This window comes from Dyella sp. BiH032 (assembly GCF_031954525.1).
Taxonomy (GTDB): domain Bacteria; phylum Pseudomonadota; class Gammaproteobacteria; order Xanthomonadales; family Rhodanobacteraceae; genus Dyella_D.
In genome coordinates, this window is the sequence record NZ_CP134867.1 from 4,223,469 (window position 1) to 4,241,553 (window position 18,085).

15 protein-coding genes and 1 tRNA gene are annotated in these 18,085 nt (G+C 67.1%); 4 read left to right on the forward strand and 12 right to left on the reverse strand.

Annotated features, from left to right (window positions below; genetic code table 11):
* Nucleotides 1-207: 207 nt before the first annotated feature.
* Entirely contained in the window at nt 208-1,461 is a 1,254-nt protein-coding gene (glyA, locus tag RKE25_RS18605; RefSeq protein WP_311839577.1) for a serine hydroxymethyltransferase, read from the reverse strand.
* A gap of 162 nt (nt 1,462-1,623) precedes the next feature.
* Complete coding sequence (locus RKE25_RS18610) at nt 1,624-2,496, reverse strand: DUF817 domain-containing protein (protein WP_311839578.1); 873 nt, start codon at nt 2,494-2,496, stop codon at nt 1,624-1,626.
* A 204-nt stretch (nt 2,497-2,700) separates the two neighbouring features.
* Here RKE25_RS18610 and ettA point away from each other — a divergent pair, with 204 nt between their 5' ends.
* The 3 genes from ettA (at nt 2,701) to RKE25_RS18625 (ending at nt 6,423) form a co-directional block, all read left to right on the forward strand.
* Nucleotides 2,701-4,368, forward strand: a complete 1,668-nt coding sequence (gene ettA / locus RKE25_RS18615; protein ID WP_311839579.1) for an energy-dependent translational throttle protein EttA — start codon at nt 2,701-2,703, stop codon at nt 4,366-4,368.
* Nucleotides 4,369-4,584: 216 nt separating this feature from the next.
* The gene (pyrF, locus tag RKE25_RS18620) at nt 4,585-5,397 is read left to right on the forward strand and encodes an orotidine-5'-phosphate decarboxylase (RefSeq protein WP_311839580.1); all 813 of its coding nucleotides are present in this window, start codon (nt 4,585-4,587) and stop codon (nt 5,395-5,397) included.
* A 63-nt stretch (nt 5,398-5,460) separates the two neighbouring features.
* Nucleotides 5,461-6,423, forward strand: a complete 963-nt coding sequence (locus RKE25_RS18625) for an MBL fold metallo-hydrolase (protein WP_311839581.1) — start codon at nt 5,461-5,463, stop codon at nt 6,421-6,423.
* Between the two features lie 6 nt (nt 6,424-6,429).
* Here the strand turns inward: RKE25_RS18625 and RKE25_RS18630 are convergent, their stop codons facing one another.
* The 6 genes from RKE25_RS18630 to RKE25_RS18655 all read right to left on the reverse strand — a co-directional run bounded on the left by RKE25_RS18630 (nt 6,430) and on the right by RKE25_RS18655 (nt 15,254).
* On the reverse strand, nt 6,430-7,599 hold the full coding sequence (locus tag RKE25_RS18630; protein ID WP_311839582.1) for an acyltransferase: 1,170 nt from the start codon (nt 7,597-7,599) through the stop codon (nt 6,430-6,432).
* Complete coding sequence (locus RKE25_RS18635; RefSeq protein ID WP_311839583.1) at nt 7,571-8,731, reverse strand: aminotransferase class I/II-fold pyridoxal phosphate-dependent enzyme; 1,161 nt, start codon at nt 8,729-8,731, stop codon at nt 7,571-7,573. The genes RKE25_RS18630 and RKE25_RS18635 overlap by 29 nt, the downstream gene beginning before the upstream one ends.
* Before the next feature lie 117 nt (nt 8,732-8,848).
* On the reverse strand, nt 8,849-9,637 hold the full coding sequence (locus tag RKE25_RS18640; RefSeq protein WP_311839584.1) for an AcvB/VirJ family lysyl-phosphatidylglycerol hydrolase: 789 nt from the start codon (nt 9,635-9,637) through the stop codon (nt 8,849-8,851).
* Nucleotides 9,634-12,237 (reverse strand): bifunctional lysylphosphatidylglycerol flippase/synthetase MprF, encoded by a 2,604-nt coding sequence (gene mprF / locus RKE25_RS18645; RefSeq protein ID WP_311839585.1) that lies wholly within the window; start codon nt 12,235-12,237, stop codon nt 9,634-9,636. The genes RKE25_RS18640 and mprF overlap by 4 nt, the downstream gene beginning before the upstream one ends.
* A 316-nt stretch (nt 12,238-12,553) precedes the next feature.
* Entirely contained in the window at nt 12,554-14,545 is a 1,992-nt protein-coding gene (locus RKE25_RS18650) for an oligopeptide transporter, OPT family (RefSeq protein WP_311839586.1), read from the reverse strand.
* A 172-nt stretch (nt 14,546-14,717) separates the two neighbouring features.
* On the reverse strand, nt 14,718-15,254 hold the full coding sequence (locus RKE25_RS18655; protein WP_311839587.1) for a hypothetical protein: 537 nt from the start codon (nt 15,252-15,254) through the stop codon (nt 14,718-14,720).
* Nucleotides 15,255-15,306: 52 nt separating this feature from the next.
* Between RKE25_RS18655 and RKE25_RS18660 the strand changes: the two genes are divergently transcribed.
* Nucleotides 15,307-15,813, forward strand: a complete 507-nt coding sequence (locus tag RKE25_RS18660) for a helix-turn-helix transcriptional regulator (RefSeq protein WP_311839588.1) — start codon at nt 15,307-15,309, stop codon at nt 15,811-15,813.
* A gap of 74 nt (nt 15,814-15,887) precedes the next feature.
* Here the strand turns inward: RKE25_RS18660 and RKE25_RS18665 are convergent, their stop codons facing one another.
* The 4 genes from RKE25_RS18665 to queE all read right to left on the reverse strand — a co-directional run bounded on the left by RKE25_RS18665 (nt 15,888) and on the right by queE (nt 18,083).
* Entirely contained in the window at nt 15,888-16,235 is a 348-nt protein-coding gene (locus tag RKE25_RS18665) for an RcnB family protein (protein ID WP_311839589.1), read from the reverse strand.
* Between the two features lie 194 nt (nt 16,236-16,429).
* A tRNA-Lys gene (locus tag RKE25_RS18670) sits at nt 16,430-16,505 on the reverse strand.
* 97 nt (nt 16,506-16,602) lie between these two features.
* Nucleotides 16,603-17,298, reverse strand: a complete 696-nt coding sequence (gene queC / locus RKE25_RS18675) for a 7-cyano-7-deazaguanine synthase QueC (protein WP_311839590.1) — start codon at nt 17,296-17,298, stop codon at nt 16,603-16,605.
* 113 nt (nt 17,299-17,411) lie between these two features.
* Complete coding sequence (queE, locus tag RKE25_RS18680) at nt 17,412-18,083, reverse strand: 7-carboxy-7-deazaguanine synthase QueE (RefSeq protein WP_311842432.1); 672 nt, start codon at nt 18,081-18,083, stop codon at nt 17,412-17,414.
* Nucleotides 18,084-18,085: the final 2 nt, after the last annotated feature.

Here is an 18,085-nt window from a genome sequence, read left to right on the forward strand (position 1 = left end):
GGCCGCACTACAACCCGGCGCCAATCGGGGGCTTGCCGCGGAGACTGCTTCCGAGGGCGAAAAAGGCCGCGAAGTGCAAAGGGGAATGGCCGCGCGGGGGGCGATCCATGTGAAGGCAGCGCCAAGCCTGGTGTGCTGCCGGCCCACCTGGGGCCGGCGTGCATGGCGCGGGCGTCCGCCGAAGAAACGCCCGCGCGATAGGGGCGATCAGCCGTAAACCGGGAACTTCCGGCACTGCGCCGTGACCTGGTCCCGCACGCGGGCGATCACCGCCTCGTCGTTCGGCGCGTCCAGCACGTCGCAGATCCAGCCGGCCAGCTCCACCACGTCCGCTTCCTGATAGCCGCGGGTGGTGACAGCCGGGGTGCCGATGCGCAGGCCGGAGGTGACGAAGGGCTTGCGCGGGTCGTTCGGCACGGCATTCTTGTTGACCGTGATGTGGGCCTTGCCCAGCGCCTCTTCGGCGTCCTTGCCGGTGACCTCGCGACCGATCAGGTCCACCAGCATCAGGTGATTCTCGGTGCCGCCGGAAACGATCTTGTAGCCGCGCTCGATGAAGGTCTTGGCCATGGCCTGAGCGTTCTTCACCACCTGCTGCTGGTAGGTCTTGAAGGACGGATCCAGCGCCTCCTTGAAGGCCACCGCCTTGGCGGCGATCACGTGCATCAGCGGGCCGCCCTGGATGCCGGGGAACACGATCGACTGCAGCTTCTTCTCGATCTCCTCACCGGCATCCTTGGCGAGGATGATGCCGCCGCGCGGGCCACGCAGGGTCTTGTGGGTGGTCGAGGTGACCACGTGCGCGTGCGGCAGCGGGCTGGGATACACGCCCGCGGCGATCAGGCCGGCGACGTGGGCCATGTCCACGAACAGGTAGGCGCCGACCTTGTCGGCGATGGCGCGGAAACGCGCCCAGTCCATCACCTGCGAGTAGGCGCTGAAGCCGGCCACGATCATCTTCGGCTTGTGCTCCAGGGCCAGGCGCTCGACTTCGTCGTAGTCGATCAGGCCCTGGTCGTTCACGCCGTACTGCACCGCGTTGAGGATCTTGCCGGAAAGGTTGACCTTGGCGCCGTGGGTCAGGTGGCCGCCGTGGGCCAGGCTCATGCCCAGGATGGTGTCGCCCGGATTGAGCAGCGCGAAGTACACCGCCTGGTTGGCCTGCGAGCCGGAATGCGGCTGCACGTTGGCGTAGGTGGCGCCGAACAGTTCCTTCAGGCGGTCGATGGCGAGGCGCTCGGCCACATCCACATATTCGCAGCCGCCGTAGTAGCGCTTGCCCGGATAACCCTCGGCGTACTTGTTGGTCAGGACGCTGCCCTGCGCTTCGAGCACGCGCGGGCTGGCGTAGTTCTCGGAGGCGATCAGCTCGACGTGGTCTTCCTGCCGGCGCGCCTCGTCGGCCATGGCCTTGGCCAGCTCATCGTCGAAGCCGGCGATCGTCTCGTTCTTGGCAAACATCCTGACCTCTGCGGGTGGCGGCGGGGGGAAGAAGCCCGAAATTGTAGCGCCCAGGGGGCATGGGGAGCCACCGCCGGACGGCCCGGAAAACCGCATACCGGCGCGTATCGGCCGCCCCTTCGCCCGCCGGACGGACGGCCGGAAAGGCCCGGAACGGCCGCCTCAGCGAGCACCGGGGCGACCGGCCCGCTTGGTCGCCGAGACGAGCACGTAGCTGATGATCATCAGCAGAAGCCAGGAGCCCAGCTTGCTCAACGGCACCACGCTCCAGCCGGCGCGCTGCGCCGGATAGCGCCACGCGGCGGCGAAGGTCCCCACGTTCTCGGCCAGCCAGATGAACAGAGCGACCAGCACGAAACCCAGCAGCAGCGGCATGCGCCGGTGTTCGTGGCGGATGCGGAAGAAAATCCAGGTGCAGCCGAATAACGCGGCGACCGCGGCAAACAGCAGCCAGCGCATGTCCGGCAGGAAGTGATGGGCGAAGAAGTTCACGTAGATCGCCAGCGCCAGCCATGCCGTGGCAACGAACGACGGGTGCCGCGTGAAGCGGAAATCGAACAACCGCCAGGCCCGAGCGATATAGCTGCCCACCGAGGCGTACATGAAACCGGTGAACAGCGGCACGCCGCCGATGCGCAGCACCGAGGCCTCCGGGTACTCCCACGAGCCCATCGCGGTCTTGAAGACCTCCATCGCCGTGCCGGTCAGGTGGAAGACCAGGATGACCACCGCTTCCTCGCGCGTCTCCAGGCGCAGGCCCACCAGCAGGCATTGCAGTGCGAGCGCTGCGAGTGTGAGGAAGTCGTAGCGCGCCAGCCACGCATCGCCCGGGTAGAACGCCCAGGTCAGCAGCAACAGCGCCAGCATGCAGGCCCCGAACAGGCAGGCCCAGGCCTGCTTGAGGCCGAAGCAGACGAACTCGTGCAGTGCGCGGGCCCAGGCGCCATGCCCTGCCGCCCAGCCGCCGGCCCATGCATCCAGGCGCCACAGCCCGCGCGGCGGCGGAACCGGCGCTGTCGATATCAGCAGATCCATCTCGGCGTTCCCCTCGAGGGCAGGAACGCGCAAGCCTGAAAGCACGGGATGGCCTCTCCGGAGATCCGGCATGGCGAACCCGGGGCACGGCGCGGGCCGTCACCGGGAAGACGCGCCGACCCGCTATAATCCCGGGTTTTCACCCAACACCCTGTGCCCCCGCCAGCCCCTCGGGCCGGCGGCGCGCACGTCTCCGGAGGCTCCATGAGCTCGCAGTACATCTACACCATGAACGGGGTCAGCAAGATCGTTCCCCCGAAGCGCCAGATCATCAAGGACATCTCGCTCAGCTTCTTCCCCGGCGCGAAGATCGGCCTGCTGGGCCTGAACGGCGCGGGCAAGTCCACGGTGCTGCGCATCATGGCCGGCGTGGATACCGATTTTCAGGGCGAGGCGCGCCCGCAGCCTGGCATCAAGGTCGGCTACCTGGCGCAGGAGCCGGAGCTCGATCCGGAGAAGACCGTGCGCGAAGCGGTGGAGGAAGGCGTCTCCGTCGTCCTCGACGCGCAGAAGCGCCTTGAAGAGGTTTACGCTGCCTATGCCGAGGAAGGCGCCGACTTCGACAAGCTGGCGAAAGAGCAGGAGCAACTGGAAAGCATCCTCGCCGTGAACGATGCCCATGCGCTGGAGCGCCAGCTCGAAGTGGCCGCCGACGCGCTGCGCCTGCCGCCGTGGGACGCCAAGATCGGCCCGCTGTCCGGCGGCGAGAAGCGCCGCGTCGCGCTGTGCCGCCTGCTGCTCTCCAAGCCCGACATGCTGCTGCTCGACGAGCCGACCAACCACTTGGACGCCGAGTCGGTGGACTGGCTGGAGCAGTTCCTGCAGAGCTACCCCGGCACCGTCGTGGCGGTCACCCATGACCGCTACTTCCTGGACAACGCCGCCGAGTGGATCCTCGAGCTGGATCGCGGCCGCGGCATCCCGTGGAAGGGCAACTACACCGAGTGGCTGGAGCAGAAGGATGCCCGCCTCAAGCAGGAAGCCCAGCAGGAGAAGTCGCGCCAGAAGGCGATCGAGAAGGAACTGGAGTGGGTGCGTTCGGCCGCCAAGGGCCGCCAGTCCAAGGGCAAGGCGCGCCTCAACCGCTTCGAGGAATTGAATTCGGTCGAGTACCAGCGCCGCAACGAGACGAACGAGATCTTCATTCCGCCGGGCGAGCGCCTGGGCCAGGAAGTGATCGAGTTCAAGAACGTCACCAAGTCGTTCGGCGACCGCGTGCTGATCGAGGACCTGTCGTTCAAGATCCCCCCGGGCGCCATCGTCGGCGTGATCGGCCCGAACGGCGCCGGCAAGTCCACCTTCATGAAGATGATCATGGGCAAGGAGCAGCCTGACTCCGGCGAAGTGAAGCTGGGCCATACGGTGAAGCTGGCCTACGTGGACCAGTCGCGCGACGCGCTCGATGCGAAGAACAACGTGTGGCAGGAAGTGTCCGGCGGTTCGGACATCCTCACCATCGGCAACTTCGAGATCCAGTCGCGCGCCTATATCGGCCGCTTCAACTTCAAGGGCACCGACCAGCAGAAGATCGTCGGCAACCTCTCCGGCGGCGAGCGCGGCCGACTGCACATGGCCAAGACCTTGCTGCAGGGTGGCAACGTGCTGCTGCTCGACGAGCCGTCGAACGACCTGGACGTCGAGACCCTGCGCGCTCTGGAAGATGCGCTGCTCGAATTCCCCGGCTGCGCCGTGGTCATCTCGCATGACCGCTGGTTCCTGGACCGCATCGCCACGCATATCATTGCGTTCGAGGGCAACTCGCACGTCGAGTTCTTCCCCGGCAACTACAACGAGTACGAGGCGGACAAGAAGCGCCGCCTGGGCGACGAAGCCGCCAAGCCGCACCGCGTGAAGTACAAGAAGCTGGCGTAACCGCTCCATGCTCCCTCTCCCTCCGGGGAGAGGGTTGGGATGAAGGACCGGGCGGAGCGATGAAGCAGCAGCAAGCAAGCCACGCCTTACTTTGCAGCGAACCCCCACCTTCAAAAGAAGCACGCTCCAAACAACCAGTCATCGCAAGACCCGCCCCTAACCCTGCCCTCTCCCCGAAGGGGGATGGGTGAAGGGGTGAGGCTAGGGAGTAAAGACATGCACTTCATGCAATCCCTGCAAGCCGCATGGCAGCGCAACCACTCCCTGGTCTGCGTCGGCCTCGACCCCGAGCCGGCGAAATTTCCCGCTCACCTGCGCGGCGATGCCGACGCCGTCTACCGATTCTGTGCCGCCATCGTGGACGCCACTTCGGACCTGGTGTGCGCGTACAAGCCGCAGATCGCCCACTTCGCCGCCCTGCGTGCGGAAGAGGCCCTGGAACGCCTGATCGCGCACGTCCACGAGCGCCATCCCCGCGTCCCGGTGATCCTCGACGCCAAGCGGGGCGACATCGGCAGCACGGCGCAGCACTACGTCACTGAAGCCTTCGAGCGCTACGGCGCGGATGCGGTGACGCTCAACCCCTATCTCGGCCGCGACTCGATCCAGCCGTTCCTGGATCGCGCCGACAAGGGCGTGATCTTGCTGTGCCACACCTCGAACCCCGGCGCTTCCGATCTGCAGGATCTCGACGTCGGCGGCCGCCCGCTGTACCAGCGCGTGGCCGAGATGGTCGCGCGCGACTGGAACGTGCACGGCAACTGCGCTCTGGTCACTGGCGCCACCTGGCCGGAGCAGCTGGCCGAAGTGCGCTCGCTGGTCGGCGACATGCCATTGCTGGTGCCGGGGATCGGCGCACAGGGCGGCGACGTGGCGGCCGTGGTGCAGCATGGCCGCACGCTGGCGGGTACCGGCCTGATGATCAGCTCGTCGCGCGCCATCCTTTATGCCGGTGACGGCGAGGATTTCGCCGAGAAGGCTCGCGAGGCCACGCAGGCGTTGCGCGACTCCATCAATCTGTATCGCTGAGCGCTTTCCCGGCGCCCGTTCGCGCGGCATAGTCGGGCGACTCCGCCTGCCCAGGAGCCGTGCATGCCGCGTTCCCATCTTGCCGATCCGAGCCGCCGCCGCTGGCTGCGCACTGCCAGCGTCGCGCTGGGCGCGGTCGCGACGGCACCACTCTCTTTCGCCGCGCCGAAGGCATCGCCATCGCGCACGCGGCTGATCCTGCTCGGCACCGCCGGCGGCCCGACGCCAAAGCCCGATCGCGCGGCGCCGGCAAACGCAGTGGTCGTGGACGGCGTGGTGTACGTCGTCGACTGCGGCAACGGGGTGGCCCGGCAGATGGTCAAGGCGGGGCTCGATCTGGGCGCCATCCGGCACGTCTTCCTCACCCACCAGCATTCCGATCACAACGCTGACTACGGCAACCTGCTGTGGCTGGCCTGGGCGGCGCGCCTGCATACCCGCGTAGATACCTGGGGCCCGCCGCCATTGGTCGCGATGACACGCGATTTCCTGCACATGAACGAGGCCGACATCCGCACCCGCATCGTCGATGAAGGCCGGCCGCCGCTCGCCCCGCTGATCGTGCCGCACGAATTGACCAAGCCTGGCGTGGTCATGCGCGACGAACGCGTCAAAGTCACTGCCGCGCTGGTCGCCCATCCGCCGGTCGCGCCGGCCTTTGCCTACCGCTTCGACACATCCGACCGTTCGATCGTGTTCTCCGGCGATACGCGTCCCACCTCCGCGCTGGTGGACCTGGCTCGCGGCGCCGACGTACTGGTGCATGAGGTGATGTACGAACCGGCGCTGGCGAAACTCATCGCCACCGAGCCGAACGCCGGGCGCCTGCGCGAACACCTGCTGGCCAGCCACACCACCACCGAGCAGGTCGGCCGGATCGCCACCGAAGCAGGCGTAAAGACATTGGTGCTGACGCACTTCGTGCCGGGCGGCGACGCGTCGCTGACGGACGAGGTCTGGCGCGGCGCGGTGGCGCCGCACTTCAACGGGCAGCTGGTGATCGGACGGGACCTGCTGGAGCTGTAGGCCGCATCAATCGGCGGCAATCGCCATGGACCCCAGCGCCGGCGCCGGACGCTGCAGCCGCGCGCGGAGCCAGCGCTCGCTGGGCGACGAAACGTAGCGCTCCACCATGGCCCCCAGCGCCCAGCACAGCGCGAGCACCGGCAGGTACCACAGCCAGCCGCGCGCCATGTCGCCACCGGCGGCGCGGAACAGCCGCACGGCGCCGTATACGACGAACATGTGCGTCAGGTAGATCTCGTAGCTGAGCTGTCCCCAGCGGCGCAGCCAACCGAAGCCCGGCAGCGGGTGGCGCAGGCCGGCCCGCTCGGCCTGGTCACAGGCCACCAGCGCGCACAGCGCCGCGAAGGTGAGCAGCAGCATCACGCCGTCCTGCAACCATCGCCACCACCACGGCATGGCGATGAACACGGCGAAAAGGCCGACGACACCCAGGCAGGCCAGCGCTCGCCGCGCCCAGCGCGGCGCCAGCCAGTGCGCCGATGCCAGCGCACCGAGCACGCCCATGGCGATCGCCGCCATGCCAGGCAGGTACGCCTTCTCCTTCCAGATCTCGCTGCCGCCATCCAGCGAGGACAACCACCATGGCAAGGCCATGGCGAACAGCAACAGCAGCGGCGCGAGCACGGCCTCGCGGCGCAACAGCAGGCAAGCCAGCGGAAAGCCCAGGTAGAACACTTCCTCGATGGACAGCGACCACAGCACGTCCCAGTTGCCCGGCAGGTAGCCGGTCTGCCCTTCGTACCAATTGAGGTGCAGGCCGAGCGCCGCGACGATCGCGCGCGGCAGCGACTGCCCTTCCCGGCCGATGACGTAGTCCGCCGCGCCGAGCAGGTGCAACACGCTCAGCACGCCCACCAGCGCCAGCAGGCAAGGCACGATGCGCGCGAAGCGCCGCGCGTAGAAATCGCGCACATCGATGCGCCCGAGCCCGCCCCAGCGCCGGATGGCATGGCTCGCGATCAGGAAGCCGGAGATCACGAAGAACACGAACACCGCTTCGTAACCATTGAAATTGAGCGCGCTCAGCAGGCGCGCCGGCAGCACCTCGGCCAGCGCGGTTTTCTTCAGCGGAATGCGCAGCCCGATGTGGTGCAGCACCACCAGCAGAATGGCGATGCCGCGCAGCAGATCGATGCCGGGATTGCGCTCAGGCGGCGAAGGCTTTGACGATGGCATCGGCGGGTTTGCGCAGCAGGGTTTCGTTGAAGGTGAGCGCGAGGCGTCCATCGCGCGGCTCGGCGATCATGACGCCGGCCTTCTCCAGGCGCTCGCGCAATCCTTGCCGCCGTTCTTCGGCGATCTGAAGAAAATGGATGTTGGTGCCATGCTCCACGCGCCGCACGGCATAGCCATCGACCTTGGCCAGCCCCTCCAGCAGACGATCGCCCGCTTCGCGCACCTTGGCGAAGCGCGCGGCGAAACCGTCGAGCCCATCCAGCGCGAGCAAGGCGGCCTGCCAGCCATGGAAGATCGTGCCGCCGAAGATGTGGCGCGTATCGCGCGCCTTGGCGACCGTGGCCTTGGTGCCTGCGAGGATCGCCCCGAACGGTGCGCCGAGGTACTTGTATAGCGAGACGTAAACCGTGTCGAACGGCGCCGCATACGCCTCTGCGGCAAAGCCTTCCGCCCCGCTGTTGAGCAGCAGGCGGGCGCCGTCCAGATGCATGCCGATGCCCTTGGCGCGAGCCCGCTCGGCGATCGCTTTCACGGTCTCCAGCGGCACCATGGCGCCATCGGCGCGGCGCACGGGGCTTTCGAGCGAGATCGCGCCGATCGGCAGCGGATACGCCGCCTTCTCGGATACGGCGATCGCCGCATCCACTTCATCCAGCGTCGGTGCTGCGCGGCCCGGCGCCAATGGCACTAGGTTGATCTCGCTCAGCGTGGTGACCGCGTCGCTTTCGTCGCAATAGACATGGCTCTCCTGCTGCACCAGCGCGCGCCGCTTCTCGCCGCAAAGCAGACGCAGCGCGACCTGGTTGGCCAGCGTGCCGGTGGGCATGAAGGCCGCATCCTCCTTGCCGAGCAGCTGGGCGAAGCGTTGTTCGAGCTCCTCCACCGCGCCGCGCTTGAGATAGACGTCCCCGGCTTTGTCCCGCGTCTGCAGGATCGCATCCATCCGGGCCAGGGCGTCGCGCCCGTAGCGGGGCACGTCGTCGCCCATCAGGATCACGGTGTGGCGGATATGCTGCGGGTCTTCCGGACTTTTGGGCGAAGACGCCGCCGATGCGGCCGGCGCGACAGCAGTGCCCAGCGCGGCAAGCGAACCCGCGTACAACGACGAACGAAGAAAGTCCCGACGGTCCATCACGCGTCCCCCGCTTGGCTGATTGTCCCGGCACCGTAGCACCGGCGCGCAAGCGGCTTATCGGCCGAAGGTCATGTCCGCCCGACGGCGCATCGGGTGCCCCGCCCAGGCGGCCGGCTAAGGCGTGGCTGCGGCCGCCGGGAGGTCGGCGATCATCTGGCGTGCCAGCCCTTCGTAGTTGTAGTCGAAGTGGTGGTCGCCGGGCTTCTGGTAGACCTTGATCCATGCCGGCAGACCCTGCGTGGCGCAGATCGTGTCGTCCTCGTCGTCCTTGCCGTAGTAGCACATTACCGGCGGGTGGCCATCGAGCGCCAGCAGCGGCGGGCGCGCATCGTAGTGCTTCACCGGATTGACCAACTGGAACAGGTTCTGCGTCTGCGTCTTGAACCAGCCCTCGACCATGTAGCCCTGCATCTCGATTTCGAAGCTGACGTCCTTGCTGGGCGACAGCAGCACGAGCTGCGCGACGCGGGCTCGGTTTTCCGGCTTCAAGTGCTCGATGACCGACGGCAGCACGTCCGCGCCGAACGAAAAACCGATCAGCCACACGCGCCGCTTGCCGAGCTTGGCCGTGTACTGGTCGATCAAGGCGTCGAGATCGGCAGCCGAGGCTTCAGCGGTGCTTTCCCGCCAGTAATACTTGAGCAGACTCACGCCGAGCACCGGCACGCCGTGGTCGGCGAGGATGCCGCCCAACTGCCGGTCGAGGTCGCGCCAGCCGCCATCGCCCGAATAGAAGATGGCGACCACGTCGTCGCGCCCCGCCATCGGCTTGACGCCCGGCTTGGCCGGTACGACGACGAGGGATTCGTCCATGCTGGCGTGATGCCAGGGACGCCAGGCCAGCACGCCGACGGCAGCAGCGGCGAGCGCCAGGCCGCCGATGATCTTGGTGATTCGCTTCATCGGCGCACCATACCGGATAGGCCGCCCGAAATGAGGCTGGCGATATTGGCCAGCACCAGCGGCAGCGCGATGCCCGCCGGCACGGCGAGATAGCGCGGTTCCCACTCGGGATCGAATTTGTCCTTGTACTTGTGCAGGCCACGGAAGTTGTAGAAGCGCTCGCCACGCCCGAACACAAGGGCGCCGAGCCGGCTCCACAACGGCGCGGTGCGCCGGTTCTGCAGGCCGGAGAACGGTGCCATGCCGAGATTGAACCAGCGATAGCCTTCCTGCCGCGCCCACTGCATCAGTCCGATGAACATGAAGTCCATGACACCCGAGGTTCCGTCAGGCAGATGCCGCATCAGGTCGACCGAGGCTTCTTCCTTGCTCTCGGTGAGGAACAGGTTGGCGAAGGCCACCAGCTCGTCGTCCTTCCACACCAGGGCCATGGGCGTGCGCGCCAGGTAGGCCGGGTCGAACGTGCCCAGCGAGAAGCCCTTTTCGCGCACGCCCTTGTCGCGCATCCAGGCATCGGAGATCGGCTTCAGGCGGGGAATCAGCGCGGGAACGCGCTCGGCGGGCACGATCTCCAGGCGCATGCCCTCGCGGGTGAGCTTGTTCATCGTGTTGCGAAGCACTTTCTTGGATTTGCCGTCGAGGTTGAAGCTTTCCAGCTTCACGCGAGCCTCCTCGCCGATCTTCAGCAGGTTCATGCCTACTTCCAGGTACAGATCCAGATCGTCCGGCCGTACCTGGTAGAACAACGGCCAGCCTCCGGCGCGTTCGCATTGCTCGCGGAAGGTCCACACCAGTTCGCGCCGGGCATCCTCGTCCTCGCCGACCGGATCGCCCATCGCGACCCAGCTGCGACCCTCCACGTCGTACATGATGAAGGCCCTGCTCTGCGGATCGAACAGCAGGGTCTTGTCGCCCATCAGCGCGAGGTGGGCCTGGGCAGAGGAATAGTGCTTGATCAGCGGCAACGCGCGCGCGAGCTCGGCTTCGTCCGGTAGCGTGAGATGCGGCCGGGCCGGACGGATCAGATTGGCGAGCGCGAACAGCATGCCCACCGCGGCAGCGCCGACCAGGGCGCGCAGCGCGCGCGGAGCGCCGCCGTGATAGAAACTGAATTCCCACCACAGGTTGGTGCTGTATTCCACGTGCTTGTAGCTGAAGGACACCAGCCATCCGGCGCAGCCGAGCACGGCGAGGATGGCAATGATCCAGCCCACCGAGAATGAGGCGCTGAACAGCGACGCGCGCCGGTAGAACAAGCGGTGCGCCGGCGCCAGGCACAGCGCCAGCAGCGAGAGCAGCGTCGCTTCCTCGTAATCGATGCCTTTGAGCAGCGACAGCACCGCGCCCAGCAACAACAGCACCAGGGTCAGCACGTAGGCCGCATCCAGCCGGCGCTGCAAGCCGCGCGCGAGGATCAGCAGCAGCATGCCGACCATGCTGGCGAAGAAATGGGATATCTCCAGCACCGGCAGCGGCAGCACGTGGCGCAGGATCTCCATACGCCCCGGCAGCGCGGAAGTGGCGCCGGAGAACAGCAGCACCGCCCCCGACACCAGCGTGAGCCCGGCGAAGAACGGCGGCAGCAGGCCGGTGAACCACGGCGCCAGCGGCACCTTGCCGGCCGCGCCGCGGGCCTCGCGCAGCAACACCACCACGGTGGCCGCACACAGCGGCAGGAAGTAGTAGATCAGGCGGTAAGCCGCCAGGGCGCCGAGGATCGGCGCTTCCAGCCCTTCGTTGCCGGTGGCGCCGAAGCCGGCCAGCATCACCGCTTCGAATACGCCCAGGCCGCCGGGCACGTGGCTGACCAGGCCGGCGATCTGCGCCAGCACGAAAATCGCCATGAAGTGACCGAAGCCGGTGTCCACCTCGTTCGGCATCAGCAGGTAGAGCACCCACGCCGCCAGGCCCCAGTCCACCGCGCCGGTGAGGATCTGCCGCGCCGCCGTCGCCGGCGACGGCCAGCTCAGCCGCCAGCGCCACAACTTCAGCGGTTGCCGCAAGACCCGGCTGCCCGCCACCCATAGCAGCGGGATCGCCGTGAGCACGATCGCAACCGGAAGGCGCAGCGCGGCCAGCGGAACCGTGGGCGGCACCGGCACCAGCAGCAAGGTGATGCCGGTGAGCGCGAACAGGCCCAGCCAGAAGCTGGCCGTGCAGTACAGCACGACTCTCGCCACCTCCGCGGTGGATAGGCCGGCCTGGATGTAGAAGCGGTAGCGGATCGAGCCGGAAATCAGCAGGGCCATGCCCAGCGCATTGCTGAAGGCGTAGCTGATGAAGGAGATCAGGGTGACCTGCGCGCGCGGCAGCCGGCGGCCGATCGAGGCGAGACCGAACCAGTCGTAGAGGGTCATCACGCCGTAGCTGGCCGCGGTAAGCAGCACGGCGAGCACGATGCGGTGGTTCTCCAGACCGTGTACGTAGCGCGCGACCTCGCGGTAGCTCACCTGGCTGGCCAGCGAGTGCAGCGCCCACAAGGCCAGGCAGAGCATGCCCACGGACAGCAGGGGGCCGGCGAGCCGGCGCAGCCACGCCCAGCGAGGGCGCGTCAGGGCTTCTCCCGGATCCGGAGCCTCCGCCCCTCTCTGCTCCACCACTCGACCACGGCCTCCACGACACGATTCAGGACATGCGGCGCACGCCGGGCGTTTCCCGCCCCCGCCTTGCAGACCCCACACGCACCGGGCGGACACGAGCGCACGCTCGGCCGCGCCACGGCAGCGGTAAAGCATAGCGTGTCGACCGGCCTCGGTCCGCCGTCAGTTCGCATTCCCCTGCCCGGCAACCGGAGCAGCCTGCGCGATCGAAAAAAACGCGGGCCCGATCGACGGGCCCGCGCAGTGTAGGACGGATGGCGGCGCCGCAGGTGACACCGCCATGGCAGCCGCCGGCCCCGTCGACGTTCGTGCTCGCTCAGGCGTTGCGGCGCGCCAGGCGGGCGACCCAGCGGTACAGCACCGCGATGACCGCGATGAAAGCGACGCCACCCAGCACTTCCGCGGCATTGGCGAACGACGGCGGCACCAGCGCCAGGGGTGTGCCCTTGCCCGAGAACGCCACGATCGCAGCGATCACCACGCCGATGATGCTCTCGCCGACGATCAGGCCCGAGGCGAGCAACACGCCGAGCTGCTTGGTGGCCTCCGGCTTCGGACCGCGATCGGCACGGCGATCGAAGAACCAGCCCACCACCGAGCCGACCACCACCATCAGCGTGCTCGCCGTGGGCAGGTAGATGCCCAGGCCCACCGCCAGCGGCGGGATGCGCATCTTGGTGGTACGCGCCAGAACCTCGTCGATGACGATCAGGCAGACGCCAATCCCGATGCCGACCTCGATGAGGCTCCAGTCGATGTTGTTGGTGATCACGCCCTGCGCCAGGGCCGAGATCAGCCCCGCCTGGGGCGCCGGCAGCGCGGCGGGCCCCACGCCGGGAACGCCGGCGAATCCGTAAGCCTTGTTGAGCAGGTCCAGCACCGGCGGGATCACCGCTGCGCCCGCGACCACGCCGATCACCAGCGCCACCTGCTGGCGCCACGGCGTGGCGTCGACCAGCTGGCCGGTCTTGAGGTCCTGCAGATTGTTGTTGGCGATGGCCGCCACGGTGAAGATCACCGCGGTAGTGAACAGGGCAAAAGCGACCAGCGCCTTGCCGGCCTCGGCCGGCACGTAGGGCTTCACGCCGGCCACCAACAGCAGCGCGGCGCCGATCACCACCAGGATGCCCACGCCCGACAGCGGACTGTTGGACGAGCCGATCAGGCCGGCCATGTAGCCGCACACCGTGGACACGAAGAAGCCCATCAGCACCACGTAGGCCACACCGCCCACAGCCAGCACGGCCAGGTGATCGCCCAGGCCGCTGGTATTGGCGAAATACCCGAGCAGCCACGCGATCGGCACGAAGCAAGCCAGGGTGATCAGGCCGACGATGCCGATCGGGATGTCCTGTTCGGTACGCGGCAGCGTGTCCGCCTTGCCCGCCTTGCGCACGCGCGAGGCGGCCATCGCCGAGGTCAGGCCGCTGATCACGGGCTTGACCAGCTTGGCCAGCGTCCAGATCGCGGAGACGCCGATCGCGCCGGCGCCGACGAAGCGCACCTTGTGGCTCCAGGTGGCCTGGGCCAGCTCCGCCACACCGCCGGCGACCTGCTCGAACGGCGAATAGAACGGCACGCCCCAGCCCCAGCCGATCAGCGCACCGATCAGCATGGCGATGCCTACCGAGAGGCCGACCAGGTGGCCAATGGCAAACAGCGCGAAGGAAAGATTGAAGTCGAAGCCACTGACCGAGCCCTTGCTGCCGACACGGAAGTAGCTGATCACGTCGGCCGCGAACACCTGGGTCGCCACCACCACCGCAAACACCGCCGAAGTGATCGACCCCCACAGCACCGCCATCAGGCCGGCCCTGCCCTCTTCCACGCTGCCGGCGGCCTCGTGTTCGTCGGCGCTGCCCACCTTGAGCACTTCGGCGCAGGCGATGCCTTCGGGGTAAGGCAGGTCGGAATTGGTGACCAGCGCGCGCCGCAGTGGAATGGAATACATCACGCCGAGCACGCCGCCGAGCGCACACACGGCGAACGAGGTCCAGAACGGGAAGCCGGTCCACCAGCCGATCATGATCATGCCGGGCAGCACGAAGATGATCGAGGACAACGTGCCCGCCGCCGAGGCGATGGTCTGGACGACGTTGTTCTCCTGGATGGTCGAACCCTTGAAGTTGCGCAGGATCGCCATCGAGATCACCGCCGCCGGAATCGACGTGGCGAAGGTGAGGCCGGCCTTCAGGCCGAAGAAGACGTTGGCCGCGGTGAACAGCAGCGTGATGACCACGCCGATGACCACGCCGCGGACCGTCAGCTCCTTGCGCGCATCGGCACCGGTCGCGAGATGGGCGCTCACGAGTGCGTTCCTTTCATGATGAAGTCTCCCCGTAGGTTGTGCTGTGGGCGGCATTGGAATGAGACAGCGGCCGCTCGCCAATCGATGACCTGAATCGCCCTAGATTTGCCACACTTTCGTCCCGGAGCAAAGGGCCAGTGCGGCAAGAGCCATGGGACTCGGCTCGGCGCCGTCAGCGGGCGATGGGCCCGCCCCTCGCGCGACGGCTGGCACGGCGCCGTTTTTTCGGGGCCGCGTTATTGTCACCGGCCTTCGATGCCAGGCTCTCGGCGTGATCGCCTTTGCGGGCCCTCGCCAACCAGCTGCGCGCATGCAGCCTGGCCAGCCGCGGATACGCAAGGTACCGAGCCGCGTATTCGGCCAGCTGCCGCCATCGGCGCGCCTCCCGCCGCAGCTGCACGAGGTGCTCGCGCAGCACGCTGCCGGCCGGAACGTTCCGCCAGCCGTCGGCCGCCCAGGCGCGCATGGCCTGCCGCACCGCCGCTGCGGCGATGAGGGCAGCGGCGGCCTGCGCCAGGGCGTCCGCGCGGATCCGGCGCAACCGGGGCCGGTCGAACCGGGCGAGTCCCTCGTCCTCGAACATGAGGGAGCTGTTGCCCTGAAGGTCGTTCAACAACCGATCGAGATGCGTGGACGGATAAATCCACAGCGGTGTTTCCGCGCCCTTGCGCATCTCTCTGAAATCCGTCCTTTTTGCCTTGTCTTCCATGTTTCTATGCACTACCCGAAAAGCCAGTCCACACAACGAAATGCAACCATAAGTGGACTGCTTAAACAATTCGAAATTGCCTACCTTCCCGATCAGATCAACAACAATGAAGACTCCAGTTTTCGATCCACGCGGACCGCGCCGCACCGGCCGTCCGCCGCACAGCGAGAAGGAGTCTCCCTTGGCAATGAATGGGTTTTCGCAGCGCCTGCATCTGGCTATGGATCTGATCGGCATGAGCAAGGGGCGCGGACGCGCGACCAAGCTTGCCGACATGTTCGGCGTATCGCGCGAGACCGCGCGCAAATGGCTCAACGAGATGGCCAGGCCGGAAACCAAACGCTTGACCGAGATCGCGGGGCGCTTCGGCGTGAGTTTCGAGTGGCTCGCCACTGGCCGTGGCGAGCCGAAGGGCTTCATGAAGGTCCAGGACGCCACCGCGCCCTATCGGGTCGACAACCGCGAGCAGGCCCGGCTTTTCGGCATGATCAGCCGACTCACGCGCGAACAGCGGCGCGCCCTGCTGGTGATCCTCGAGCAGATGGTTCGCAAGGACTGAGGCTCAGTCCCATGCAGAGCAAGAAAAAGCCCGCTCGAGAGCGGGCTTTTTTTCTACGCAACGGCGCGAGTCGCTCAGTTGCCGAGCATGATGTCGACGATCAGGCCCGTAGCCACGGCCGTCAGGAAGATCTGGCCATCGTCGCTGCGGATGTAGCGATAGCCCGGTTCCGGCCGGCGCAGGTGATAACGCTCGTAGTCGGTGACGTAGTAGTCGCGCGTGTAGAAGCGATCCGGCAGACGCTCGCCGCGTCGATAAGCCTGCTTCTCCCAGCCGCGGTGCTTGCCGTTGTCGTGGCGCCCCTGGGCCTTGGGGTTGTTGCCCGGACCGTTGTCCCAGTCGTGATCCTTGGGCGCCGCCCATGCGGTTGCGCTTGCTGCCGTCAGCGCCGCGGTCACGGCCAAAGCCAGTAGACGTTTCATGGAGACCTCCAAACCCCGGCGGGGGTAGTCGATGAATCAGGTGACGGGCAGCCCGGCATGCATGCCCTGCAGCGATGCTAGCGGCCGTAAGCGCACTTTCCGCTTAGGTGGATGGCGTAGGAATCGGACTATTCCTACGCTCTGTGCCGCGGTTGGCAAAAAATAAGGACCCGCGTCGCCGCGGATCCTTCGTTTGGTGGGCCGTGACAGATTCGAACTGTCGACCAACGGATTAAAAGTCCGCTGCTCTACCGGCTGAGCTAACGGCCCTGGCATTCAAGCCAAGCGGGCGATTTTAAGGTGAGCGCGCCCGTGGCACAAGCAAAGCATCTTTTCGGCCGATCTTCCCGCTCCTGCGGAACGACGTTCAAACGTAACGCGTGGGATCGGGCAGCCCCGCCTCGCGGAACCCCTGCGCGCGCAGGCGGCACGCATCGCAATGCCCGCAGGCGCGGCCCTGCGCATCGGCCTGATAGCAGCTCACGGTCTCGCCGAAGTCCACGCCCAGGCGATCGCCCTCGCGCGCGATATCGGCCTTGCCCATGCGCATGAGCGGCGCGTGGATGCGAATGCCCGCGCCCTCCACGCCCGCCTTGGTCGCTACGTTGGCAAGGCGCTCGAAGGCCTCGATGAACGCCGGCCGGCAATCGGGATAGCCGGAGTAATCGACCGCGTTGACGCCGCACCAGATGTCACTCGACCCGAGCACTTCGGCCCAGCCCAGCGCGATCGACAGCATGATGGTGTTGCGGGCGGGCACGTAGGTCACTGGAATGCCGCCGGACTCGCCATGCAGGTCCGCATCGAGCGGTACGTCGATGTCGGCCGTGAGCGCCGAGCCGCCGATGGAGCGAAGGTCGACGTGCACCGTCTTGTGCTCGACCGCGCCGAGCATCCGCGCGACGCGCGCGGATGCCTCAAGTTCGGAACTGTGGCGCTGGCCGTAGGCCACGCTCAAGGCGTGCACCTGATAGCCCTGTTCACGCGCGATGGCGATGGTGACGGCGGAATCCATGCCGCCGGAAACGAGCACGACGGCCTTGCGGGGAGAGGTTTCGGACATGATGTCATCCACTCAGGGTCTGGCCGGTCACCGGCCGGAAAACGCCACCGGCGACACAAGCCGGCGCGCGGAAAACCGTCTGCGTCAGCGCGCCAGCCGGCGCGGTGCGCGACTCAATGCCCCGGCTCGTCGTTCCACAGCAGCTTGTGCAGCTGGAGCTGGAACCGCACCGGGAGCTTATCCTCGATGATCCATTCGGCGAGCTCGCGCGGATTGACCTTGCCGTGCACGGGCGAGAACAGCACCATGCAGCGCCGATCGATCGCATGCGAAGCCACCGCCTCGCGCGCCCACTCGTAGTCGGCGCGGCTGGCAATGACGATCTTCACCTGGTCGTGCGGCAGCAGGTGTTCCAGGTTCGACCAGAGATTGCGCTTGCTTTCGCCGGAGTCCGGCGCCTTCAGGTCCATTACCTTGCGCACGCGCGGATCGACCGGTGCCACGTCCAGGGCGCCGGAGGTCTCCAACGACACTTCGTAGCCCGCATCGCAAAGGCGCTCGAGCAGGATCAGGCAGCGCTTCTGCGCCAACGGCTCGCCGCCGGTTACGCACACATGGTGGACACCATGCGAAGCCACCTCGGCCAGGATGTCGTCGATTGCGCGCCAGTCGCCGCCGTAGAACGAATACTCGGTATCACACCACACGCAGCGCAGCGGACAGCCGGTGAGCCGCACGAACACCGTGCGCCAGCCGAGCGCATCGGCCTCGCCCTGGATCGAATGGAAGATCTCGGTGACGCGCAGGCGCTCGGCCACGGCCGGCGTCGACGTGGTGGGCACCACGT